The sequence below is a fragment of the Burkholderia sp. S171 genome (assembly GCF_009766085.1).
Lineage (GTDB): Bacteria > Pseudomonadota > Gammaproteobacteria > Burkholderiales > Burkholderiaceae > Caballeronia.
Window position 1 is genome coordinate 1 of the sequence record NZ_LMUF01000015.1, and the last position, 23,734, is coordinate 23,734.

The 23,734-nt window shown below is 59.0% G+C and carries 19 protein-coding genes, 1 tRNA gene and 2 pseudogenes; 10 read left to right on the forward strand and 12 right to left on the reverse strand.

Features of this window, described 5'->3' with window-relative positions; translation table 11 throughout:
• Positions 1-902: 902 nt before the first annotated feature.
• The 3 genes from GSQ93_RS09120 to GSQ93_RS09130 form a co-directional block, all read right to left on the reverse strand.
• Positions 903-1,394 (reverse strand): hypothetical protein, encoded by a 492-nt coding sequence (locus GSQ93_RS09120; RefSeq protein ID WP_158935348.1) that lies wholly within the window; start codon positions 1,392-1,394, stop codon positions 903-905.
• Between the two features lie 381 nt (positions 1,395-1,775).
• Entirely contained in the window at positions 1,776-2,222 is a 447-nt protein-coding gene (gene mscL, locus GSQ93_RS09125) for a large conductance mechanosensitive channel protein MscL (protein WP_158935349.1), read from the reverse strand.
• A 268-nt stretch (positions 2,223-2,490) separates the two neighbouring features.
• Positions 2,491-3,906, reverse strand: a complete 1,416-nt coding sequence (locus GSQ93_RS09130) for a DUF2252 domain-containing protein (protein WP_158935350.1) — start codon at positions 3,904-3,906, stop codon at positions 2,491-2,493.
• A 468-nt stretch (positions 3,907-4,374) separates the two neighbouring features.
• On the opposite strand from GSQ93_RS09130, the gene glgX reads away from it, so the two are divergent.
• Positions 4,375-6,573: a glycogen debranching protein GlgX gene (glgX, locus tag GSQ93_RS09135; RefSeq protein ID WP_158935450.1), complete on the forward strand. Its 2,199-nt coding sequence runs from the start codon at positions 4,375-4,377 to the stop codon at positions 6,571-6,573.
• Positions 6,574-6,945: 372 nt separating this feature from the next.
• Here the strand turns inward: glgX and GSQ93_RS09140 are convergent, their stop codons facing one another.
• Both GSQ93_RS09140 and GSQ93_RS09145 read right to left on the reverse strand, forming a co-directional pair.
• On the reverse strand, positions 6,946-8,133 hold the full coding sequence (locus GSQ93_RS09140) for a tetratricopeptide repeat protein (protein WP_158935351.1): 1,188 nt from the start codon (positions 8,131-8,133) through the stop codon (positions 6,946-6,948).
• Positions 8,134-8,398: 265 nt separating this feature from the next.
• The gene (locus GSQ93_RS09145; RefSeq protein ID WP_158935352.1) at positions 8,399-9,079 is read right to left on the reverse strand and encodes a PspA/IM30 family protein; all 681 of its coding nucleotides are present in this window, start codon (positions 9,077-9,079) and stop codon (positions 8,399-8,401) included.
• 386 nt (positions 9,080-9,465) lie between these two features.
• On the opposite strand from GSQ93_RS09145, the gene GSQ93_RS09150 reads away from it, so the two are divergent.
• A complete protein-coding gene (locus tag GSQ93_RS09150) occupies positions 9,466-9,879 on the forward strand; it encodes a DUF2177 family protein (protein ID WP_158935353.1) in 414 nt (137 codons plus the stop codon).
• A gap of 236 nt (positions 9,880-10,115) precedes the next feature.
• Here the strand turns inward: GSQ93_RS09150 and GSQ93_RS09155 are convergent.
• Positions 10,116-10,343, reverse strand: a pseudogene (locus tag GSQ93_RS09155) (hypothetical protein); the annotation flags it as partial.
• A gap of 635 nt (positions 10,344-10,978) precedes the next feature.
• On the opposite strand from GSQ93_RS09155, the gene GSQ93_RS09160 reads away from it, so the two are divergent.
• Complete coding sequence (locus tag GSQ93_RS09160; RefSeq protein ID WP_158935354.1) at positions 10,979-13,468, forward strand: penicillin-binding protein 1A; 2,490 nt, start codon at positions 10,979-10,981, stop codon at positions 13,466-13,468.
• A gap of 214 nt (positions 13,469-13,682) precedes the next feature.
• A complete protein-coding gene (locus GSQ93_RS09165; protein ID WP_158935451.1) occupies positions 13,683-14,810 on the forward strand; it encodes a J domain-containing protein in 1,128 nt (375 codons plus the stop codon).
• 195 nt (positions 14,811-15,005) lie between these two features.
• Here GSQ93_RS09165 and GSQ93_RS09170 read toward each other — a convergent pair whose 3' ends face one another.
• The 5 genes from GSQ93_RS09170 to GSQ93_RS09190 form a co-directional block, all read right to left on the reverse strand.
• A complete protein-coding gene (locus GSQ93_RS09170) occupies positions 15,006-15,452 on the reverse strand; it encodes a copper chaperone PCu(A)C (RefSeq protein ID WP_158935355.1) in 447 nt (148 codons plus the stop codon).
• A 7-nt stretch (positions 15,453-15,459) separates the two neighbouring features.
• Positions 15,460-15,831 (reverse strand): copper homeostasis periplasmic binding protein CopC, encoded by a 372-nt coding sequence (gene copC, locus GSQ93_RS09175; protein ID WP_174254597.1) that lies wholly within the window; start codon positions 15,829-15,831, stop codon positions 15,460-15,462.
• A gap of 73 nt (positions 15,832-15,904) precedes the next feature.
• Positions 15,905-16,309: a DUF2946 domain-containing protein gene (locus GSQ93_RS09180; protein ID WP_158935356.1), complete on the reverse strand. Its 405-nt coding sequence runs from the start codon at positions 16,307-16,309 to the stop codon at positions 15,905-15,907.
• 235 nt (positions 16,310-16,544) lie between these two features.
• Positions 16,545-16,621 (reverse strand) — tRNA-Met (locus GSQ93_RS09185).
• A gap of 276 nt (positions 16,622-16,897) precedes the next feature.
• Positions 16,898-19,948, reverse strand: coding sequence for an ESPR-type extended signal peptide-containing protein (locus GSQ93_RS09190; RefSeq protein WP_158935357.1), 3,051 nt, complete (start codon positions 19,946-19,948; stop codon positions 16,898-16,900).
• Between the two features lie 463 nt (positions 19,949-20,411).
• On the opposite strand from GSQ93_RS09190, the gene GSQ93_RS09195 reads away from it, so the two are divergent.
• Entirely contained in the window at positions 20,412-20,915 is a 504-nt protein-coding gene (locus GSQ93_RS09195; protein WP_158935358.1) for a heme-degrading domain-containing protein, read from the forward strand.
• Between the two features lie 3 nt (positions 20,916-20,918).
• Positions 20,919-21,257 (forward strand): SMR family transporter, encoded by a 339-nt coding sequence (locus GSQ93_RS09200; RefSeq protein ID WP_158935359.1) that lies wholly within the window; start codon positions 20,919-20,921, stop codon positions 21,255-21,257.
• A 22-nt stretch (positions 21,258-21,279) separates the two neighbouring features.
• On the opposite strand, the gene GSQ93_RS09205 is transcribed toward GSQ93_RS09200, so the two are convergent.
• Complete coding sequence (locus GSQ93_RS09205; RefSeq protein ID WP_254073823.1) at positions 21,280-21,597, reverse strand: hypothetical protein; 318 nt, start codon at positions 21,595-21,597, stop codon at positions 21,280-21,282.
• Between the two features lie 421 nt (positions 21,598-22,018).
• Between GSQ93_RS09205 and GSQ93_RS38040 the strand changes: the two are divergent.
• From GSQ93_RS38040 to GSQ93_RS09220, 4 genes and pseudogenes are all read left to right on the forward strand, one after another.
• A pseudogene (locus tag GSQ93_RS38040) lies at positions 22,019-22,290 on the forward strand (hypothetical protein).
• Entirely contained in the window at positions 22,290-22,661 is a 372-nt protein-coding gene (locus GSQ93_RS09210) for a hypothetical protein (RefSeq protein ID WP_254073817.1), read from the forward strand. The pseudogene GSQ93_RS38040 and the gene GSQ93_RS09210 overlap by 1 nt, the downstream one beginning before the upstream one ends.
• A gap of 78 nt (positions 22,662-22,739) precedes the next feature.
• Positions 22,740-23,021: a DUF1488 domain-containing protein gene (locus tag GSQ93_RS09215; protein WP_158935362.1), complete on the forward strand. Its 282-nt coding sequence runs from the start codon at positions 22,740-22,742 to the stop codon at positions 23,019-23,021.
• A gap of 83 nt (positions 23,022-23,104) precedes the next feature.
• Positions 23,105-23,722, forward strand: coding sequence for a TetR/AcrR family transcriptional regulator (locus tag GSQ93_RS09220; RefSeq protein ID WP_158935363.1), 618 nt, complete (start codon positions 23,105-23,107; stop codon positions 23,720-23,722).
• Positions 23,723-23,734: the final 12 nt, after the last annotated feature.

The window sequence follows — 23,734 nt, forward strand, 5'->3', positions numbered from 1 at the left end:
TTTGTCCAAAGCGACAAAGAAACGAAGCAAAGAAAACGCTTTCACCGCTCTACCCTAAGTGTCCACAGCGTGCAGTTTTGATTCATAGGTGCCCCAAAAGCACGGTGCTCGCCAGAGCGCAGGATGTTTGAAGCCCTCCTTCTCGCGAATCCTGACATAGACACGCTTCGCCACCAGTGCTCTCGGGCAAGCACGAGTTGCTACGTACCAGCACGGCCTCACGCGCAGTTGAGGCTTCTTTTTAGTCAGTTGGCTGAACCGTGGCGTGGTCGGCGTGCGGCATACGGCTGAACGTATATTTACAGCTTAATTTTTGAGTGAATCGGCTGCTCGGCGTGCATGGTCGTTTTCATGGAATCCGGCTCACGCATGCTTGCGGCTTCGTTGCTTAGTCGCTAAGTGGGTTGGCGATGTGGTTCGTCATGCGTACTGATTTGGTGGGTGGTTCACGCGGATAGCGCGGGGTGAACCTTGGGCAGGTTCAATCACTGGTGGCGAAGCGTGTCAGAACCTGAGTTCGGAGAAGGAGGGTTTCACACATCCTTCGCTCTGGCCAGCACCGTGCTTTTGGGGCACCCATGAATCAAAACTGCACGCTGTGGACACTTAGGGTAGAGCGCTTAAAGCGTTTTCTTTGCTTCGTTTCTTTGTCGCTTTGGACAAAGAAATGACGTGCCGCCACGCACAGTGGCTAACAGCGATAAAGAGAAAATCCGACTCACGCGAACCACTAACACTGAAAGCAGCAACCCGGCATAAACTCCGACCGCTAACCCCGGAACCTAGCACCCCGGCATTGACCCCGACCGCTAACGCTGGGATTAGCACCCCGGCATCAACCCCAACCGCTAACCCCAAACCCCGCAACGCCCCAAACCCCGCACCGCCCCAAACCCCGTCCACTACCTCAGGGGCCTCGACGCTGCATCCCCCGCATCCTGCCGCCGCGCGCCCTTTCTCGACCTCGCGCTCGCCGATGCGCCGAACTCGCTCAAAATCTGCGTCCGTGCCCGGCTGGCAAACACCAGAACCCCAAACCCATTGGCTTCATACCAATAGCCACCATTTTCGAGCCCGTCGAGTGGCTGCTCCAGCGCGTTCGTAATACATTCAATGCACCGACGATGCAACTCGTCCACCGCCGGATACGGCGGTTGCGCGCCACGAACGCTGCAAAGAAGCACATCAAGACCTGGCAACACGTGCGCATACAACACCGGCTCATCCTGTGCACGAGCCCGCGCAATCTTGGTGTCAAGTTGACCGAACGGCTTGAAATGCCTCAGCACGGCGAGGAAAGACTCGTCGCCGTCGACCTTTGCGCGTCTACGCTTTTTCGGGAAGGACATAAAAATTCGCCTGAAAAAGAATTGCAAAAAACGCAGCGTCCTCATGCGGCCACTCCCGTCTGGCGGGCCGCTCGTTTGTCTGGACACGTCGATCTTTTATAGCACATCGAAGTGGTGGATTCACGGCGATTCAGTTTAGGACACCGCACGCCGGTCAGGCTCGACCGGCCTAGCGGTGGCGCACGAATCATGCCGATAACCCTGCTGCGGCTCGCATGGCATTCAGTCTCAATAATAGACCTACGAAACCCCGCTGCGATGAAAATTCACCAGGAAAATTCAAACGCGTGTCATGACGACCACCAACCCCCGGATTGCACCCAAAAATGAAAAAGCCCGCGATGTCCGTCGCGGGCTTTTCTGAATCGCTGCTGCCTCGCTGCTCACTTAGCGCCTCAGGTCAGACCCTAAGCTTCATCTCTCAGGTCAGACGCGCGGCGCAGTCTTCAGCGAATCTCGGATCTCACGCAGCAAAAGCACGTCTTCCGGCGTTACGACGGGCGGCGGTGCCGGCTCCTCGGCCTTGCGCAACTTGTTGATGAACTTGACCATCAGGAAAATGATGAACGCCAGGATGATGAAGTTGATCAGTACGGTAATGAACGAGCCATATCCGAACACAGCGACACCCGCCGTCTGCAAGTCCTTGTACGAGTCGGGATTTCCCTTGAAGGTGGGCGGGATGTTGCCGAGCTTGATGAACATGTTGGAAAAATCAAGCCCGCCCGTGACCAGCCCGACAATCGGCATGATCAGATCCTTGACGATCGAATTGACGATGGTCGAAAACGCGCCGCCGATAATCACACCGACAGCCAGATCCATCACGTTGCCCTTGAGGGCGAAGCTCTTGAACTCTTCGATCATGCTCATGCGTTGCTTCCTCCATTAAAGATCATAAGAATCGGCAGCAAGGGATGTGCCAATCGATGACGTCCGCAGTGCCTCGCGGTGCCTCATTTCCAACCGCCGTCCCGGCTTTGCGTATCTGTTCAGGCTCTGACTGTTTTTAAGCGGATAACGACAATGATAGCGAATCGGTAGCATTTGCGTCCCGGGTTTTTTGACGTCGTCGGCCGATCGGATAGGGTTTGGCGGATCGATTCTGCTCCTTCGCGCTCTCGTAAGCCCCATCGCACTGCTACGCTTTCTCGGGCGGTGCAGCGATCACGCGCCCTTGAGCGATCGCCTGGACGAACGCGGCGTGGTCGGCCACGGTCTGCGTACCATAGCTTTCGGCCCATCGTGCGTAGGCTGCGTCCAGGCGATCCGAGTTGCCGCAATAACCGGCGAGCAGCGCGGCATCGCCGGTTCGCGCATGAGCGCGCGCGAGCAGCAAGCCGAGGCACCAGGCGTAAAAATCGAAGGTCGCGCCGTGCAGCCAGTCGACCGGGATCGAGCCGCGTATGTTCTTCATCTGCCGGACGTAGAAGTCGCGGCCCGAAATGGTCGTCCAGCCGAGCAACGGGTCGGACGAGCTTTGCAACAGGCGCTGGCCGTGTACCACGCGCCGCCCCTGGTGGCTGAACGGTTCAGCGAGCGACGGCACGAACGGCGCGGCGGCCGGCACAATGCCCTCCTTGACCTGCATGAATAGCGGATCGGCATGCGCCCGTCCGAGCAGCAATAACAGATACGCGCGCGTCCCGACACTGCCCACACCGACCACGCGATGTGCGACATCGACTACATCGTAGCGTTCGAGCATCGTCCGCCACTCGCCCGCGATGGTCTGCAAGTAGCCGCGCAGCCCCTCTATCACGTGATTTTTCTGCGCTGCGTCAAGACGGGTGAGAATCGGCGGCTCGTTGCGAAAACGCCAGCTTTTGCCATCCGGCTCGGCGACACGTGCCAGCATCGTCGCGTGACTGCGCTTGGTCGAGCGTTCGACGGCCTTGGCAATGGTCGCCTTCTCCACAGCGTCGAGCGTGACCGGCGCTTCGATATGCAACACGCTCGCGTACGAGCGCATTTGCCACAACTCGTAGGCAGGAACCTGCGCCAGTGTCGACATCGTGGTCCGGTAGGCCGTGCAGGCGGAGCGCACGGCGCGCTCACGGCCGGCGGGGTCGACTCCGTTTTCGCGCGCCGCCACGTTGATACTGGCGGTGAGCCGCTTCAAATCCCATTCCCACGGAGCGACCAGCGTTTCATCGAAGTCGTTCAGGTCGAAGACCACATCCTGCCGAGGCGTGCGGAACAGGCCGAAATTGTTGAGATGCGCGTCGCCATCGATCATTACGTGATGACCAATGGACGGCGTGTGCGCGAGATCCCAGGCCATTACGCTCGCCGCACCGCGCAGGAACGTGAACGGCGACGCAGCCATGCGTGACATCCGCAGCGGGATCAGCCGCTCTTGCCGGCCTGCGTTGTTGGCGAGCACCCGCGCCACGGCGTCCGGTCGATCGTTTTCCGGCTGCCAGGTGGCGTGAGAGTCGAAGGGGACGGAATTTCGCAGCGATCGGCCAAGCACACGGCTTTCCTCAGCGCTGCCGATGGACGTACCGGACAGGCTGGTCGGCGAATTTGCAAATCCAGCGGGTTGGGTAGGCAAGACAGATGTCCTCGGTTAATCGATAACGATGCGGTGTGAGCGATCCCACGAACGCACCAGCTCGCAGAAGTAGGACGGTCGAGCAATGTAGTGACGCAAGAGCACGATGCACGCCAGCAGCGATTTCGTACAGTCTCAGGTTTCGCCAGAAGAGGCGGCCGGTTCTTTATCAGCAGGGAGCACGGGGCCGCGTCGTCATGCCGATACCGCATCCGCTGCAGCGGTCAGAAGCTGTCCGAAAAGGACGCCCGGCGATGGGCACGAAATCTGCTCTTTCCTTTCTTCTGCCCGTGGGCTCCGGACGACGTTGCACTCATGCGCCAAGAAGCTGTCGTCCGATCCCGGCCAACGAACCATCGATTCAACGACGAACGAATAACGATTGACCCGCAAATCCGCTAGCGGCTCGGCGGGTTGAAGCATCATTACATGCTGATTGAAGCATCCAACACCTGGACACACGCATACATGGCACACGATATCCGCATTGCCGAAGGTTCGCCGTTTCCCCTGGGCGCGACGTGGGACGGCGAGGGCGTCAACTTCGCCTTGTTCACCGCGCACGCCACGAAAGTCGAACTGTGCCTCTTCGATGACCTCGGCGAGAAGGAACTCGAACGCATCGAATTGCCTGAATACACCGACGAAGTCTTCCACGTTTATCTATTCGGTTTGAAACCGGGCGCGGTCTATGGGTACCGCGTGCATGGTCCTTATGAGCCGGAAAACGGGCATCGTTTCAATCCGAACAAGCTTTTGCTCGACCCGTACGCGAAGGCGCACGTGGGCGAGTTGAAGTGGGACCCGGCCGTGTTCGGCTACACGCTGAACGCGGACGGCGACGACCTCACGTTCGACGAGCGCGACAGCGCGCCGTTCATGCAAAAGTGCCAGGTCGTCGACCAGAGCTTTTCATGGGTCCACCCGACGCGCGTTCGCGTGCCTTGGGAACAGACCATCTTCTACGAAACCCATGTGCGCGGTTACACGAAACGCCACCCGGCTGTACCCGAGCATTTGCGCGGCACCTTCGAGGGATTGGGTACGAAGGAAGTGATCGAGCACATCAAGAGCCTGGGGGTGACATCGGTTGAATTGCTGCCCATCCAGGCGTTCGTGAATGACAGCCATCTCACCGACAAAGGTCTCACCAACTACTGGGGCTACAACACGATCGGCTTTTTCGCCGCCGATCCGCGTTTCTTCGCGCAAGGGCCGGGCGCGGTTGCGGAACTCAAGCAGATGATCGACCGCTTCCACGAAGCCGGCCTCGAGATCATTCTCGACGTGGTCTACAACCACACCGCCGAAGGCAATGAACGCGGGCCGACGTTGTCGTTCAAGGGTATCGATAACGCTTCGTACTATCGGCTGCCCGACGACAAGCGTTATTACATCAACGATACCGGCACGGGCAACACGCTCAACCTGTCGCATCCGCGCGTGCTGCAGATGGTCACTGACAGCCTGCGCTACTGGGTCACCGAGATGAATGTGGATGGTTTCCGCTTTGATCTTGCGACCATTCTCGGTCGCGAAACCTACGGCTTTGACGAGGGCGGCGGGTTCCTCGACAGTTGCCGCCAGGACCCGATTCTCTCCAGCGTGAAGCTGATCGCCGAGCCTTGGGATTGCGGTCCAGGCGGCTATCAGGTCGGTGGTTTTCCGCCGGGCTGGGCCGAGTGGAACGACAAATTCCGCGATACCGTACGTGAGTTCTGGAAAGGCGAGGAGGGCGTGGCGGCAGAGTTGGCGACGCGTATCACCGGTTCCGGCGACAAATTCAACCATCGGGGCCGCCGTCCGTGGGCGAGCGTGAACTTCATCACCGCGCACGACGGCTTCACGTTGAACGATCTCGTCTCGTACAACGAGAAGCACAATGAGGCGAACGGTGAGGACAATAACGACGGCAGTTCGGACAACCGCTCGTGGAATTGCGGTGCGGAAGGTCCGACCGACGACCCTGAAATCCGCGCACTGCGTGAACGCCAGAAACGCAACATGCTGGCGACGCTGCTGTTCTCGCAGGGCACGCCGATGATCCTTGCTGGCGACGAATTCGGCCGCACGCAGCAGGGCAATAACAACGCGTATTGTCAGGACGACGACATTAGTTGGGTCAACTGGGATATCGACGATGACGGCCGCGCGCTGAACGACTTCGTGCGCAAGCTCACGACCTTGCGGCACACGTTGCCGGTGCTGCGTCGCGGACGTTTCCTGACGGGCGAGTTCCACGAAGACCTGCAACTCTGCGACGTGAAGTGGCTGAGCCCATCGGGTCATGAATTGACGCCCGAACAATGGGACGATCCGGCGATGCGCTGCTTTGGGCTCGTGATTGACGGTCGCGCTCAAGCAACGGGCATTCGCCGCCCCGCATCGGACGCCACGTTGCTGATCGTGATCAATGCGCATCACGATGTGGTGGACCTGACGTTGCCCGAGATTCCCGGCAGCGATCAGTGGAGTTGCCTGATCGACACCAATGCGCCGATCCGCGAAGAGCTGGAAGACTTTGATTCGGGCGCGACCTACCAGGTGACCGGACGGTCGCTGCTGCTGTTCGCACTGCATGCGCGAGGGGCGACCAAGCGGATTTTCAAGCGGCTGGAAGAAGCGCTGACTGACGAAGTCGAACCGGAAGGCGGTAACGCGGGGTAAGGGGCGTTATCTACGGCAGTGATTTGCAACGGCTATCATGCGGGTCATGAACCTTGACCCGCTGCTTTGCTTACATTGCCCCTGTCCGTTTTTATCCGCGTCGCAGCCTTTCTTGCAGTGCACCCAGTCGACATGATCTTCGAGGCACTCATGCGTGTCGCGAACTGGGATCAACTCGAACGCATCTGGGAGTTTGTAGTGGGATTCTTCAAATTCCTCTGGGCGTTGCTGCGCTTTCTCGGGGGCGGATGAAGGCTGTATCGAGTTGAATAGACGCTGGATTTGCCGCCAATAAAAAAGCTCCGAACGAATCAATCAGATTCGTTCGGAGCTTTTTAACATCCAGCCGGCAGTCGGTTCAGGAACTCAGCTTCAGGAATTATCCCAGTTGCCGGAATCGTTGCTGCCCAAGTCGACGCCGCCACCGTTGTCGCTCCAGTCGTTCGAGCCGTTGCCGAAGTCCAGACCGCCGCCGTTGCTGCCGTCGTTACCACGACGACGGCGCAATTCGTCGTCATCGACCGGCACTTCGCGTTCAATGACCCGCTCGCGGTTTCCGCCGGACATTGCTTCACCCAGCAGCACGCCCGTCAGCAACCCGCCCATGCCGCCACCAAAACCACCCCCTTGTTGCACGATAACCGGTGGCTGTTGTTGCGGCGGATAAGGCGAATAGGGCGGCTGACCTTGCGGATTGCGCCCGAAGCGCTCGGCTTCCTGCGCATAAACTGACTGGCCGTCGGCACTTGCCGGCGCTGCTGCAGCAGTGCGTGGATCAGGCCGGCCTTCCGAGCGTGCCCGTACGCTCTCTATCTGATTCGCCAGATCTTCGATCGCGTAGGGAGGTACGGGATTCTTCGAGTTGGACAACGCTTCGACCATCTGGCGCAGTTGCGTCTCGATGCCTTCGACTTCCTGCAGCATCGCTTCGTGACCCGGTTGCGTCGATAACCGCACGTCGAGCTTCAGCGACCGGACGTCGTTGAGCAGTTCGGTCGCGCGCTTGAGCTGCGTGCGGCGATCGGCATCGGCCTGACCGTCGTCGTTCGAACGCGCGCGCTTCAGACCCCAGCGCAGAACCAGTGCAATGCCGACGAACAGGACTGCGAGCAATACCCACATGCCTATTGAAGGCCCGTGTCTTTCAGGCGCCGCGACGGCGCCCTGATTGAACGGGTTGCGGGTAACCGCGGTAGACGTCGAGTTAGACGTATTAGTCGATGAATTCACCCGGTTCGCGTCCGAGCGGATGCGCGCTTCCATGGCGTTGAAGCGCGATGGGTCGGTAAATTTGATGGCGGGGTCGAGTGTGCGTGCTTGCTGAACCTGAGCAAGCGCGTCAGATGAACGGCCCTCGCGGTCGAGCACTTGCGCGTACAAATAATGCGCCTTGGCGTTGTTTGGATGCGCCTGCAGCACTTCTTGCAACTGGGCGTCGGCCTGAGTCCAGTTGCCTTGCGTCATCGACTGCTCGATCTGGCCGGCGGTTGGCACAGCAGCAAAGGCCGTTGCCGAAACCAGCATCAGCGATGCAACTACAGCCATCACATATTTTTTCATCTGCGGACCGGGGCGTTCGCACCCGTCTCCATTCCATGCGACATTTCGATGCAATACCCCAATGCTGCCCGCAGCGAACCGCGCTATTGCGCCGTTCGCTGCGCCTTCGACCGCGCACAGACTTGAGGTTGCCCTCATTGCCGGTTCACGCTGTCAGGCGTTCGCCCCGAAGGGCGCAAGCCTTGGTCCCGCTCTTGATCCTGCTTAATCATCGGCCGGCGCGAAATCTCCGCGCCGGCTTAAAAACCAAGCGTCAGCCGGCACGTTACTGCGTCGGCGTATTGATCTGCTTCTTGAGCGCTTCCAAACGATCTTCGACAGACGGGCCACTCGTGAGCGCCGCGAGTTTGTCTTCGAGCGCCTTGCCGCTCTTCTGATCGGCCGAGTTCAGCCGTGCGTCCGAGCGGGCATTCGATAGCTGGACCTTGTCTTCCAGCTTCTGAAAGTCTTCCGACAGGTTCTTCCCGCCAATACCCCCCAGCGCTGTTGCCGCGACATCTTTCGCCGTTGCAATCTGCTGCTTGGCCTGAAGGATGTTCGAACGCGAGTTGAGCTCGTTGCGGCGCTGGCGCATGTCGTTGATCTGCTGCTTCAAATGATCCACCGACGGCACCAGCGTCACCAGTTCGCCAGCCAGTGCGTCGCGTTCTGTTTCGGCATTTGCCTGCGCACCCAGCGCTTCGCGGGCAAGCGCTTCGTCGCCGCTTTGCAGCGCGCGCTTGGCGCCGTCTTCATACTTCTTTGCTTTTTCTGCAGCAACATCGCGTTTGCTTTGTTGCGTAGCGACCTGCGCCTCGATTTCGATCAGCGAGTTCTCGGCCTTTGCGATGCTGTCGTCGAGTTCGCGCACGATCTGGCGAGCGTCCCGCGACGGGTCCTGCACGGTGTCGGCGGCGTCATTCAGCAAGCCCTTGACGGTGCGCGAGATGGAATCCAAAAGCGACATGAGTTTCCTCCTGGAAATGAAGTCGGCTGCCAGGCAGCAACGTTCGATGAACATTCTGTGAACGTTCGCCAACGTTTGATTAAGCGTGGCGCCCACGGCGTCACGCGTCGGATAAATCGGGCCGGGCGCACGGATTGCAAGCTCGCCGATACACTTTGTTGCGAAGCGGGAATCCGCGCATTGAAAGCAGGTTTAGCCGGCAGTGCACGAACGCTGTTCCGCCGACTTTCGTGCGCGCCGCGTCCAGATTTTGCCCGGGGTATTAAACCATGCAACGGCTTAAACCGGGCTTAATCGCTTTATCTTAACGGTACACCATGCGTTTGATTTAGCGAGCGCTCCTGCGGAAACGCACGTTTTTTTAACGAAATAAGAACGGATCAACCATGTCGAAAATGTTTGTCGTTGCGTTTGCCGTTACGGCCGTGGTTTTTCTGATCCTCGACGCCATCTGGCTCGGCGTGATTTCGCGGAATTTATATCAGCGGGAAATTGGCGAGCTATTGCTGCCCAAACCCAATTTCGTTGCGGCGGCGGCTTTCTATGTGATCTACATAGTGGGGCTGGTGTATTTCTGCGTCGTGCCGGGCGTCATCGGGCAGAGCGCCGTGCGCGGACTGGTGAACGGAGCGGTGTTCGGGATCGTCGCGTATGCCACGTATGACCTCACCAATCTCGCCACACTGAAAGGCTGGAGTACAACGCTCGTCTTCATAGACGTGGCGTGGGGCGCGGTAGCAAGCGCGATCGCGTCGGCCGTTGCGGTCGCCATTACTACGCGTGTGGTCCCGCTTGAGTGAACACGCGCGCCGGCCTATTGGAATGCCTTTCAAGCGCGCCCGGAAAACGACGCGTCTTCGTCCGATTTATCCGATGCCCCGAGGTCGTCCCCAGAATCGCAGGTTTGCGGCAGGACGTCGTCGGTTTCCGGATCAAGCGGAGCCGACGGTTTAGGTCCTTCTGCAGCCAATGTGCGCTTGCTGGCCACCCTGGCGACCTGTGCCGCGTCCCGCGCCTCGCGTGCGGCGGCCCGTTCGGCAACTTGCCGCAGCGCGACATTCAGTGGGTCGGGGGTTTTCGGCGCGCGCAAACGGTCGACGAGACTTGCCGCCTTCACCTGTTCGCTGGTCGCGTTGAAGCTCAATATGGCGCGTCGCATGAGCTCGCTGACACTGACGCCAAGAGTGTCAGCGGTGCTGGTGATCGCAAGTTTCTGCGCAGGAGTGACAAAAACAACGATGCGTTCGCTGGGTTTGGTAGTCATGAGCGCCTCGCTAAGCAGGGCTGGGCAAGTCCGACCGGCCGATATTCGGCACGGGCAACGCCATTTGATGCGCTTTTGGTACGCGCGGCGGTACGGCAAACCGCGCAACCAACGTTTCCATCATATCGGTTTGCCAACTTCTCGTGCGCGCGGACACGCTCCTCAAACGTTGCCTTGGACGCTACCCGCATCAACCGCTTGCAATATTGAGATAGTGGTGCTAAAGCCACCTCCGCGATAGCGTCCCGACGGACCGCCTTGACAGACATATCCGCCCATTTAGCCTATTACACGGGATTTACTTACAAAAAAATCGTGTCACTGCCGGTGCTCGGCGCTCGAATTCTTTAAAATGCGCTGTTATTCTGCGCGGGCCGCCAGTGTTGCAGTTTTTCTTACAATGCGATAACGGCCCATTCGCGGGAACGCGCAGCCAGTCCGGGGGGCAACGGCACGCGACGCAGCAGTCTGGAACGATTTCCATGGAAGTGCTTATTTGAGCGCCGCCATGTTTCTATCAGGTTGCTGCGCGACACATCGGCTACACGGCTTTCGCTCACCCCAACATTTATCGTTACGCGGTTTCATGGCGTTGCGCACCGGGCGCCTAAAGGGCGCGCCGTTCAATCCAAGTCATGCCAATCATCAAACGACCGAACTCCTCGAACGCTCCACGCGATGACCGGGATCAAGATGGTCCCAATCGTTACCGTCAAACTACCGCGAAGTCTTCAGCCGGACCGTCGATCGCATTGCGCATCGTGTTGTGGTTCGTCGGGCTGTTCGCCGTCGCGGCAATCATCGGCGCGCTGATCATTGGTTATGCGCTGGTCGTGATGGGGCCGAATCTGCCCTCGCTCGATGCAATCACGGACTATCAGCCGAAAGTGCCGTTGCGGATCTACACCGCGGATCACGTGCTGATCGGCGAATTCGGTGAGGAGCGGCGGCGGATCGCGCGCTTCGATGAGATTCCCGACCAGATGAAGAAGGCCGTCCTCGCGATCGAGGATTACCGCTTCTACGAGCACGGCGGTGTCGATTTCATCGGCATTGCGCGGGCAGGGTTGAGCGACATCATGCATGGCGGTGCGTCGCAAGGTGCCAGTACGATCACCATGCAGGTCGCGCGTAACTTCTTCCTGTCGAGCGAGAAGACCTACACGCGCAAGATCTACGAAATGCTGCTCGCGTACAAGATCGAACGCGCGCTGACCAAGGATCAGATTCTCGAGCTGTACATGAACCAGATTTATCTGGGCGAGCGGTCGTATGGGTTTGCATCGGCGGCGCGGGTGTATTTCGGCAAGGACCTCAAGGACCTGACGCTCGCCGAATGCGCGATGCTTGCGGGTTTGCCGAAAGCACCGTCGGCTTATAACCCTGTCGTCAATCCGAAACGCGCGAAGATTCGGCAGCAATACATCCTGAAGCGCATGCTTGAGCTGAACTTCATCACGCAAGCGCAATTCGACCAGGCCTGCGCCGAAGAAATACACGCACGCGTGTCGGGCACGGAATACAGCGTGCACGCCGAATATGTAGCGGAAATGGTGCGACAGATGATGTACGCGCAATACCGCGATGAGACGTACACGCGGGGCTTTTCGGTGACGACGACCATCGATTCCGCCGATCAGGAAGCGGCGTATGACGCCGTGCGCAAGGGCGTGATGGATTACGAGCGGCGCCATGGGTATCGCGGACCGGAAGGGTTCGTCAATCTGCCGACGACGGGCCAGGATGACCGCGACGAGGCAATTGACGACGCGCTCGCCGATCACCCCGATAACGGCGACCTGATCGCGGGCGTGGTGACATCGGTGAATGCGAAGCAGGTGGTCGTGACGTTCGTGAACGCTGACCCGGCGACCATTACCGGCGACGGCTTGCGTTTTGTCGCAGCCGGTTTGCGCAGCAATGCGTCGGCAGCGGTGCGGATCAAGCCGGGTTCCATCGTGCGCGTGATGCAGGACGCGAAGGGCAACTGGAGTATCACGCAGTTGCCGCAAGTCGAGGGCGCGCTGGTGTCTCTCGTGCCGCAGGACGGGGCGATCCGCTCGCTGGTCGGTGGCTTCGATTACAACAAGAACAAGTTCAATCACGTCACGCAGGCGTGGCGTCAGCCGGGATCGAGCTTCAAGCCGTTCATCTATTCGGCATCGCTGGAAAAGGGGCTTGGACCGGCAACGATCATCAACGACGCACCGCTGTATTTCCCGCCGACTTCACCGGGCGGTCAGGCATGGGAACCAAAGGACGACGATCAACCTGATGGTCCCATGTCGATGCGCACGGCCTTGCAGAAGTCGAAGAACCTTGTGTCGATCCGGATCCTTTCGTATATAGGCACGAAGTACGCACAGGATTACGTCACGAAGAACTTCGGTTTCGATGTCGATAAAACGCCGCCTTATTTGCCGCTCGCGCTCGGTGCAGGTCTCGTCACGCCGCTGCAATTGGCGGGTGGATATTCGGTGTTCGCCAACGGTGGTTCGCGGATCAATCCGTATCTGATCGGCGAAGTAGCCGATGCACACGGCACCGTGATCTCGCGTGCGAATCCGCTGATTGCCGGCAGCAACGCACCGCAAACGCTTGAGCCACGCAACGCGTACGTCATGAATAGCTTGCTGCATTCAGTCGCGACCGGTGGCACGGGCGCCGGCACCAATGTGCTCAAGCGTAACGACCTGCAGGGCAAGACCGGCACGACCAATGACGCAAAGGACGGCTGGTTCGCCGGTTACCAGCATCAACTCGTGGCGATCGCGTGGATGGGTTACGACCAGCCGAAGTCGCTCGGCAGCCGTGAGTTCGGTGCACAACTTGCGTTGCCGATCTGGGTCGAGTACATGCAACGGGCGCTCGCCAAGATCCCGCAGCAGCAAATGGTGATGCCGGATGGCTTGACGACCATCGATGGCGAGTTGTTTTTCGCCGATAAGACGCCGGGCACTGGGTTTGTCGCCAGCATCGGCGTGGATTCAGCGAATCCGCTTGAAGGTGCAAGCGACGCGGTGGGCGGTGTCGGTCCGGGCGGAATGACGCCTCCGAGCGTTCCGCCGCCCAACGTGAACCCGGCCGAGCGCCAGGAGATCATGGATCTCTTCAAGGGGCATTGATCGGGGTTTGGGATGTGCGACGCACTTGGCGCACGCATCAACTGCAACGGGCGCGTAATGTGCGCAACACCGTCCGTCTCGTTTGATCGCACGGTTAAGCGCAGTGCCATTCAACTGCGGCGCGCAGGGGCATCAGTTTCCGGTGCTCTTGCGCGCGCCTTTGCGACAAGATAACCGGTACTCGCGTTCATTATGATTGGAGGAAAAGCACGCTATGACGAAGACAAGCATCAAGTCCGTCGGCATCGCTGCGGATCATGGCAAGCCCAATTTGTCGAAAGGGCAAAAGGCTTTCAACGCGCTGATCAAGCAGATTGAAAAACGACGCGCACGGCTAAGTGCCTGGGAAGCTGTCGTTCCGACTTTCCACCAAAAATTTGCCGGCGAATATGCTCCACTCGAGCGGACCTTAACGGATTTGCAGATCCGGTTAGCGCACCGTCTCGATCAGGCGTGCGACCAGAAGGGCCTTACCAAAACAGAACGCGGCACGGCTTCGGGCCTGGTTGCCGAGATGGCCAGCGACCTTTTTGCGCAACGCGACGATGCAGAACTGAAGGCGCTATACAACAAGCACAGCGGATCCGACTACGACCGTGAGGCGGCCTCCGAACTGGAGGACATGAAATGGGTGCTGGAAGACATGCTTGGTGTAGAGCTGGGCGACGATCTTGATATGAGCTCGCCTGAAGCTGTGTATGAGCGTGTGCAGGCGGAGATGGAGCAGCGTCAGGCGGAGGATTTCGCTGAAAGCCAAGCGCGAGAAGAATATCGCGCCAAGCGGAAAAAGACGGCCAAGCAAATCGCAGCGGAGGCGCAAGCGGAGGCCGAGCAGGCGCAGCTCAGTCAATCTATTCGCGAGGTGTATCGCAAACTGGCTAGCGCGCTGCATCCCGATCGTGAGCCCGATCCGCAGGAACGCGACCGGAAAACCTCGCTCATGCAGCGTGTGAACCAGGCCTATGCAAACAACAATCTGCTGCAGTTGCTGGAGTTGCAGTTAGAACTGGAACACATTGATCAGAACGCGATCAATAACATCAGCGAAGACCGGCTAAAGCACTACAACACGATTTTGAAGGAACAAGTCGGCGAGTTGGATCAAGAGATCATGCACGTTGAATCCGCGTTCAAGAACAGCTATGGAATTGCGCCGTTTGCTATCGTCTCTCCGGGCACCATCGAGCGTAATCTGGCCAGTGATATTGCATCGGTGAGGAAGAGCATACGCGCGCTCGAAAAGGACCTGCTGGCGTTTGAGGATATCAAGCAACTCAAGCTTTGGCTAAGGCGCTTGCAGCATGAAGCGGCAATGAATCCTTTCGACGACATGTCGTTCTGATCATTCAATGCATTGGCTTACGGGCTTACGGGCTTACGGGCTTACGCTGCGGCGCGGAGAAATGAGCGTTTTCATTCACGAATCCAGTGGGCTCGCTTGTGCGAATTGTGAGGTGCTTTTGACGAGTGCAAGAAAAAAAGCGCGTCGCAATCTTGATTGCGGCGCGCCTTTTTTATTGCTGCGAGATTGACGAGCTTACTTACCGAGCGTAGACGCCGGCTGCACCATGCATGTCGTCTCGATGCTCGACTGATCCGCGAACGTCAGCTTCAACGGGACCGTTGACCCCACCTTCACCGGCTTGGGCGCGTCTTCGAGCATCAAATGGTAACCGCTGGGCGCGAACGCGAGCGTGCCGTGCGCGGGCACCTCGGCGGACTCGACCATCGACATGGTTGATGTGCTGCCATTACTCGTCGATTTATGCAGCATGGCCATGCCGAATGCGGGTGTTTCAGCGCCGGTCAGGGTAGCGGGTTTATCGCCGTTATTCGATATCACGAAGTAGCCCGAAGACGGCAGGTTTGCCGGCATCGAACGGATCCAGCAATCGTGCGCATCGAGCGTTGCGGCTTGTGCGCCGGACGCCACGAAGGCGCATAAGGAAAGCAAACCGGCGTGAATCAGTGTGTTGGTTTTCATAGTCAGCTCACTTTACGTTGAACAGGTAATGGCCTTGCGTGCGATGGCCGTCGTCGGCCACGGCAGTCCATTCCACTTGATAGGTGCCCGTCTTGAGATCGCCGAGCGCGACGCTCATATGCTTCTTGTTGTTCGCATCGACGGCCGATTTCGCGCTGTTGACCTGCGTGCCTGCTGCATCGATCACAGTCAGCGTGCTGAATGCCGGTTCGAGACCTTCCGTGAAATCGATAGCCACTTCATGCGGCGCTTCGACGGTTGCATCGGGCGCGGGCGTTTGCTGAGTCGGATGCGCATGCGCAAAAGCAAGTTGCGCCGTGGCGAGAAGCAGGGCGCTCAGGCCGCCATGCTTTGCCATGTTTATGAAGAACGTGTTCATGCTGATCCTGTTTGATCTGGGTGACGCGAATGATGAGTGCGAGCCATGCAACCGGCGATAGTGCGAAGAAGAGTCAGGCGAAGACTGGCGGTGCACGAGGCTGTGCAGCGAAGACCGGCGCATGAGGCGGGAAGGGCTGGGCAAGGGTGTTATCGGCTAACGGGTCCGAAGTAACACGCGCTTGATATGCGATTGCGCACGGTGGTGCCGCGGGTGAGTGCGCGGCGAGATTGCAGTAACCGCATGCGTCCCAATGACCCGCCGCCGAGTGCTGCGAACGAATGGGTTTCTCAGCACCGGTCTGTGCGCTCTGTGGGGTATGTGAGGTGGGTGCTCCCGCCGAACAGAACGCGCTCAGGATCGCGTCGGGCTGCGCGCTAGAGACAAGCGCTTGCGACACCGCCGGAGCGAGCGCGGTCATCAGGATCGCAAGCAATCCGATGAGGCTGCCGAACTTGCGGACGAGGCGACGGCGCATGAGACTGACGTTGACTTCCAAAGCGATCGAGTCGTCGATTATGCCATGCGTAGACAGGGGAATTTGTGCCCTTGCGTTGCAACCGCTGCGACCCATTGCGGCACATGAAAATAGCCTGCAGGGCACTGGATATGTACGCGGGGCATTACGCGTATCACGCTTCAGGCCCGCTAAAACAACATGCGCGCCTGAAAAGTTAAAAGCCCGGATAACCGGGCTTTTAACTTTTAATCTCTGGTTGCGGGGGTAGGATTTGAACCTACGACCTTCGGGTTATGAGCCCGACGAGCTGCCAGACTGCTCCACCCCGCGAAAAAGATTATAGGGCAACGGTGAATGCAGTGCAACATGTTTGTCATGTTTCACTGCTCGGGTGATTGGGTCGAGCGCACTTTAAGTTGATGGGTAACTTGATGAGTGGCGTCAACGCCGTTTGCGCTCACGTGTCTTAAGGTGCTGAAACGAACGCGCGAAGCGCCCGAGAGTACTTGCACCGTATTAATCCGCACATGAAAACACGGCCGCAAATCTCAATAGAGGTTTGCGGCCGTGTGTTTCAACTATGCTTTCAAGCTGCTCATACGCTCCTTAGAACCCGAATGCGAAACCTGCGCCGCCGGTGCTTTCTTCGCCGGTCGTCGAACCACCGACCGTGATGACCATGTTGGTGCCGAAGCGCTTCTGGAAGCCGACCGCAATAGCGGCCTTGTTACGATACACGCCCGTGCCTGCCGCGAAGCGATTGTCCTTATCGGCGACCGCCGCCGCGCTGCCTGCCATCATCGCCATTGCGCTGCTCATCGCGCCGACGCTGTTGATGTGGTTGTTGGCAAGCGAGAGGCCCGTGTCCATGTCGGAGCGCAGGGCGTCGGTATAGCCCTTAGCCGACTTCACACCCGTGTTCACCGATTGCTGCATCTGGTTCACGTTGACGGCGTCCGTCCCGTCCGTGCCCGCTGCAACGTTCGTGATTTGACGCTGCCCGCCTGCCGATGTCGTACCCACCGATACCGCGTTGGCGCGATCCGATACCGATCCTGCGCCCAACGCAACCGAGTTGCTCGCCGTCGCCGATGCATTCGCACCAACGGCAACCGCATTGTTCGCCGTAGCCGATGTGTTCGATCCCAACGCAACCGCATTCGCCCCGCTAGCCACCGATGTCGCGCCGGACGCCACCGCATTCACACCCGATGCCACCGCGTTCGCGCCCGATGCGACCGAGTGCGTGCCGGAGGACGTCGCGATTTCCGTGTCGCGATTGCCGTCGGCGGAGAACAGCGGGTTGTATGCGCCGTTCGCGAGGTTGGTGACCTGGCCCATCATGTCGTTCAACTGGCCGAGGTTGACCGCATCCATGTTGCCCGTGCCCGCGGCGACGTTATGCAGCGCGGTGCCCGTGGTGTTGCCGTTGCCGAGCGTTGCGTTGGCATAGTCCGGCGCGCCGTCAGCGTTGGTGTCGTACTTGATCGCGCTGGCGCCAAGCGTCGTCACGGTATTCGATACCGCGTTGAGTTGCCCGACGTTGACTGCATCCGTAGCCGCTGTACCCGCTGCCACGTTGGTCACTTGGCGCTCGCTGCCAACCGCGCCGACCGACACCGTATTGTCCCGATCAGCCACTGAGTTCGCACCGAGCGCCACTGAGTTCTTACCCGACGACAATGCCGCGCCGCCGATAGCCACCGAATCCGTGCCCGTTGCCGATGAATCGACAAGCGTGGAGTTGGAGTGGAAGTACTTGATGCCGCCGCCGTTGTTGACGTTGTTCGTGAAGCCTTGAAGCGCAGCGACATTCTGGTTCGTTGCATAAAGCTGCGATCCGTTGACGGCCTCCGTGCTGTCTGCTGCCAACTTTCCGTTGGCAACGTTCGTCAACAACGTAGGTTTCATAGCGCCCGCGCCGCCAAGCGTGATCTGCTCGTAGTTCGGCGTGCCGTCAGCGTTTGCGTCGTACTTGACCGCGGAACTGGAGAGCGTGTTCACGCTATTCGATACAGCGGTCAGTTGGCCGACATTGACCGCGTCGGTGGACTGCGTGCCTGCTGCCACGTTGGTGATCTGACGTTCCTTGCCGGCTGCACCGACGGACACGGAGTTGGGACGATCAGCAAGCGTGTTCGATCCAAGCGCAACCGAGTTGCTCGCCGATGCCACGGCAGCGCCACCGATTGCCACCGAGTCCGCACCCGTCGCCGATGAATCGGCAATCGTTGAGTTTGCGTGAAAATACTTGATGCCGCCGCCGTTGTTGATGTTGCCTTCGAACGTTTCGAGCGAGCCAACGCGCTGGTTCGTCGAATACAACTGCGAGCCGTTGATGGCATCAGTGCTGGTCGGAGACAGGTCGCCAATTTGCAGATTGGTGAGCTTGGTCGGCTGGGTTGCGCCCGCAGCGCCAAGTGTGGCGCTTTGATAGTTCGGCGTACCGTCGGCGTTCGCGTCGTACTTGACCGCAAAGTTGCCGAGCGCATTAGTGCTATTCGTTGCCGCGGTGAGTTGTCCGAGGTTGACCGCATCCGTTGACGCGGTGCCCGCTGCCACGTTGGTGATCTGACGTTCCTTGCCTGCTGCGCCAACGGACACGGAGTTGTCACGGTCCGCGACCGAGTTCGAACCTAGCGCCACGGCGTTCTTACCCGATGCGACTGCCGCGCCACCAATAGCCACCGAATCCGCACCCGTCGCCGATGAATCGGCAAGCGTCGAATTCGTATGGAAGAACTTGATGCCGCCGCCGTTGTTGATGTTGGTGGCGAACGTTTGAAGCGTGGAGACGTTCTGGTTCGTGGCATTCAACTGTGACCCATTGACTGCGTCGGTGCTAGTCGGCGTCAAATCAGCCGCTTTCACGTTCGTGAGTTTGACCGGAGCCGTAGCGGCCGTGCCACCGAGCGTCACTTGAGAATGGTCGACCGAGTCGTACGCTACCTTGCTGATCAATGCCGTGTCGATCTTGGTGACGGCATCTCCCACGGTATTGGCGGTTGCGCCTGCGACAGTGTAGGCGGGTGCGGTGACTGTGCCGTCGGCGTTCACTTTAGCGCCGCCGCCAAGCAACGTGGTGACGTTCTGAAGCTGAGTTACGTTGACGGCGTCGTTGGCGTCTGTCCCTGCGGCTACGCCTATTAGTTTGTTCGCCGTTCCAAACGTCGTGCCGTCGCTGAAGAGGCTGAGGCCGCCGTGGATATAGGCCGCTGGCGATCCAGCAGCTACGTTCGAGCCGAAAACTTCAAGACCGCCGTTGATGAACGCGCCGCTTTGATTGGAAATAAGGTTGGTTCCATTGGTCCCCGATCCACCGCCGTTCAGGCCGATGGACGTCGCGGATCCGGCGTTCCCCAAGCTCGGATTACAGGCGGCCCCGGTGTAAAGGCTAGTGCCGTGCATGGTGTCGCCGTCGTAGATCGCCGTGCAAGAACCGTCGGTGAAGTCATTAAAAAGGGCGGCTCGGTTCTCGCCGGCAAGAGTAGCCGTGGACGGCAATCCAAGGCTGGCACCCGCTAAGGCTATCGCGGAGAGGCCCAAGGGGGTGCGGGCTCTTCCTGTTGACTTTTTGCCACGCGCAGCGGCGGTTTCCGACACCGCAACCCAAGCACCGATGGATTCATTCCAGACCGACTTATAAACCTTATTCATTTTGCATTCCTGCATAGAGTTGACTCGGATCCTTGACGCCAACACGCAGATGGATGAAACGCGATCTGCATGTCGAGTCAGCGCCGTGTCGAATCCGGTTGGACCCGCCGATGGCTGCGTGGACAGGTTTCGAACTCTACGTAGCGAAACGAAATGCTCTAATGAGAAAGCTCCTAATTGGTTGGTGATTTGTAATAGAAACAACATATCAGCTACCCGAACTAATTTAATAGGCGCAGAGAATTAAGACAAACCAAGAATAATTAGGGTGGTGGACGATAAGTAAATCGACTTATGTCGACCCACTTAAACAACACACGCCCGTCGTCGCAGAGCAGTTAAATGACGCGCTTACGCAAGCCCCTTCGCCGAGGCATGTCACAATTTGTGTAATTCGCGTCGGGTGTCGAAAGACTTTATGATCGCGTCGCCCGGACTTGTTACTTGCCAGGAAATCATCGCTATGAACATTGCTCAAGACCTTCAGACCATCGTCCATCAGGAACAGACGCTTGTCTTCCCGCACTTCGATTCGGATCGCGCGTGGCAGATCGGCTCGCAGCTCCGCGAGATGGCGGTGGCGCGCGGCGCGGCCATGGTGATAGAAGTACGCACCTTCGGCCAGCCGCTATTTTTTGCCGCGCTCGACGGCACCACGCCAGACAACGTCCGCTGGGTGCAGCGCAAGGCGCGCACAGTCGAGCATTTTCGCCGCAGTTCCTATGCGATCGGTTTGAGCTTGCAGCAGGCATCCGCCACTCTCGCCGATAAATACAGTCTCTGCGCCACCGAATTCGCCTCGCATGGCGGCGCGTTTCCATTGACGGTAAAAGGCGCTGGCGTGATTGGCGTGGTGACGGCGTCGGGGTTGCCGCAACGCCAGGATCATGAATTCGTGGTGGAAGGGCTGTGCGCAGTGCTCGGCCACGACGCAAGCGCGCTCGCGTTTGCATCGGACAAGGCGTAATCCATGCGTTCATCCGCTTATGCGCTGCTTGCGGTCGCGATCGTTGCCGAAGTTGTGGCGACATCAGCCCTGCGGGCATCGGAGGGATTCTCGCGGCTCGTGCCTTCCGTCATTGTGGTGATCGGCTACAGCATCTCGTTCTACTTGCTCTCGCTGACGCTGAAGTCGCTGCCCGTCGGCATTGTGTACGCCGTGTGGTCAGGCGCGGGCATTGTCCTCATCACGCTCGTGGCCGCGTTGCTGTTCAAGCAGATTCCCGACCTGCCCGCCGTGCTCGGCATGGGCCTGATCGTGGCGGGCGTGGTCGTGCTGAACGTGTTTTCGAAGGTCAGCCCGCACTAGTGTTGCAGAGGGCTGGCGGGCGTTAGTTACACCGTATGACCATGGAGCGGTTTTTTACATTCGCCGATACCACGTTCGTGATGCTGCCGCCCGACGGTCCGCCTTCCTCATTGTCCTTCGATACGATCGTGTAGCCCGTCGCTCCGCATTTATCCCCGGCCATGACATAGCAGCTCGCCCATGTCGTGCTCGCATCGGCGCCGCTGCAGTTGATGGCGTAACCGCTCTGGCCGTCGGGAAGATGGATCAGCGATGCATCGGTCGACGATGCACATCCGCCGAGGCTTAAAACACCCGCGGCCGCCAAGATGAGGCCCGTGGCCTGTAGCGCCCGCGCCATGCGAAACGGGGAAGGGGTCGGCAAGCGCCGTGCAATTTTCTTCATCGTGTTCCTCTGGTGACAAACGCCGGATAACGCCGTTGAAGATCGGGCAGAACGCGCGGACGCTGTTCTCAACCCCGCCTCTTCAACCTACGTCTCCAACGTGTTTCGTGGCGGTATTTTCCCACACGCCGGTGAGCGCAGGAAAAAGCAGGCTTTTTGATCCAAATCAAACCCGCTCAATAAATGCGCCGTTAGCCACAGCTCTGGCGCGCGCCTTGCAATACCTTGCAAGCGGGCCGTCTTCGCGCGCCCCTGACCGCCCCAATTCCGGAAGAAAATGCAACAGGTTGCAACGGCCGAGAACTAATTGCCGGCGTTCAAACCTTACAGAGGCGTGGGTGACACACGAACACTTATAAAACATCGGAGAGAAACCATGGCAGAACGCGTTAGCGGACCGTATCGCGGTTATTACATCAGCGCGACGGCGCGCCTTACCCAGACTCCCGATCAGGCCGACGGAGAGCCGAATGCGCCCATCTACGTAGGCACCGTCAGCCTGGCCGAAGGCGGTCCGGACAACGTCCGCCGCTTCGAAGCACTGGTCGATGTCGGCGCTCAACAGCGCTTTGCGACCGAGGACGAGCGCTGGTCAATGTGGAGCAGGCGGCGCGCGCCTATATCGACAGATTGCTGCAAAATAGTTGATGCGCACGCTCAACATCCGTCACCCGGCGATGCGTTGCGTTGCCGAGGCGCTGCTCGATTTGTTCCCGAGCGGCGCGGATATCAGCGAGATCGGCACGGATCAGAAGCCGTGCCTGTTCGTAAGTTGGCGCACGAGCGGCATGGCCATTCATCCGGGCAATATTGCTTGGGGCGTGCACTACCGGTTCGAGGCAGAGGCATTGAGTCTTTTCGATCTCGCCACGGATCCGGTGCAGCAGCAATTTTGCGAACGGGTCAGGCACATGAGCCGGCATCTGAAGTTCGATTACGCCGATCCGGACGCGGTGTCCTTGCTGATTGTCGACGTGCCTGCCGGGCTGGTCCGGCTTAGCATGGAAGCAGCCGGATGACCGAGCTGGGTAGAGCGGATCGAGGTGCCGCGAGTAGGATCGTGCGTTACGCCCATTTCCTTGCTATCCGAGGCCGCCATGAACATCCTTTTTCCCGCCGATGCGCCGGCGTACCGCGACGCGAATCTCACGGTGGTATTTGCTGCGCTGGTCGATGGTGAGCGCGTTCCGTGTGCGATCTCGGTGGAAGCGCTGGAGGATCATTTTGGCGTGGAGAGCTGCGACAGCATCGGCTGGATACGTGCATTCGACGCTGCGCGCCCGAGAATTGAAGCGGTTGCGAGGGAGCATTTGCACATCAATAAGGGTGAGCCCGTGCTGTTGAAAAGCGGTCATTTTCCGCCGGGAATGGCGAGCTGATAGCGGGCATTAACAAGGCGGTCACGTTCAACGCTATTCAGTTTTGCATTGACTTGGCGGGTGTCATCCGGAAAATGCGCCGGATGGCAGGCTCAAAACTACATCTTTCAAATCAGCCCTTACTGCGCATCCAGATCCTGGATGCGGCGCGCGTGATTGTCGTGCGGGAAGGTTTTGACGCATTGTCAATGCGCAAGATTGCAGGGGTCGTCGGTTATTCGCCCGCTTCGCTATACCTGCACTTCGCCAGCCGCGATGCCATCGCCCAAGCGCTGTGCGCCGAGGGCCACGCGCAGTTGCTCGAGTCGCTGCACGCTCACGATGGCGCGGCGGAACCGGTTGAGCGGCTGAGGGCCATGGCGCATGCCTATGTCGCGTTCGGGCAGACACATCCCGCGGTGTATCGGCTGATTTTCATGCAGAATCCCGCTTATACCGATGCCGCTTTTAAGGACGCCGCGTCGGCCGGTGAGACGGTGCTTTCCATACTGACCCGGACGCTGGCCTTGGTTCATCACCCTGCAGCCCGCGCCGAGACGTTGTGGGCAGCGTTGCACGGTATCGTGTCGTTGAGCCTGACGGCCCCGGCCGTTTTTACCGTGTCAACCGATACGCTAATAGATGAAATGCTAGATCTGTATTTGCCCGCTGTCATCAAGAAAAAACCTGCTCGTCGACGGCCGTTTGCAAGCGCCGGTTGACATGCTTTCCGG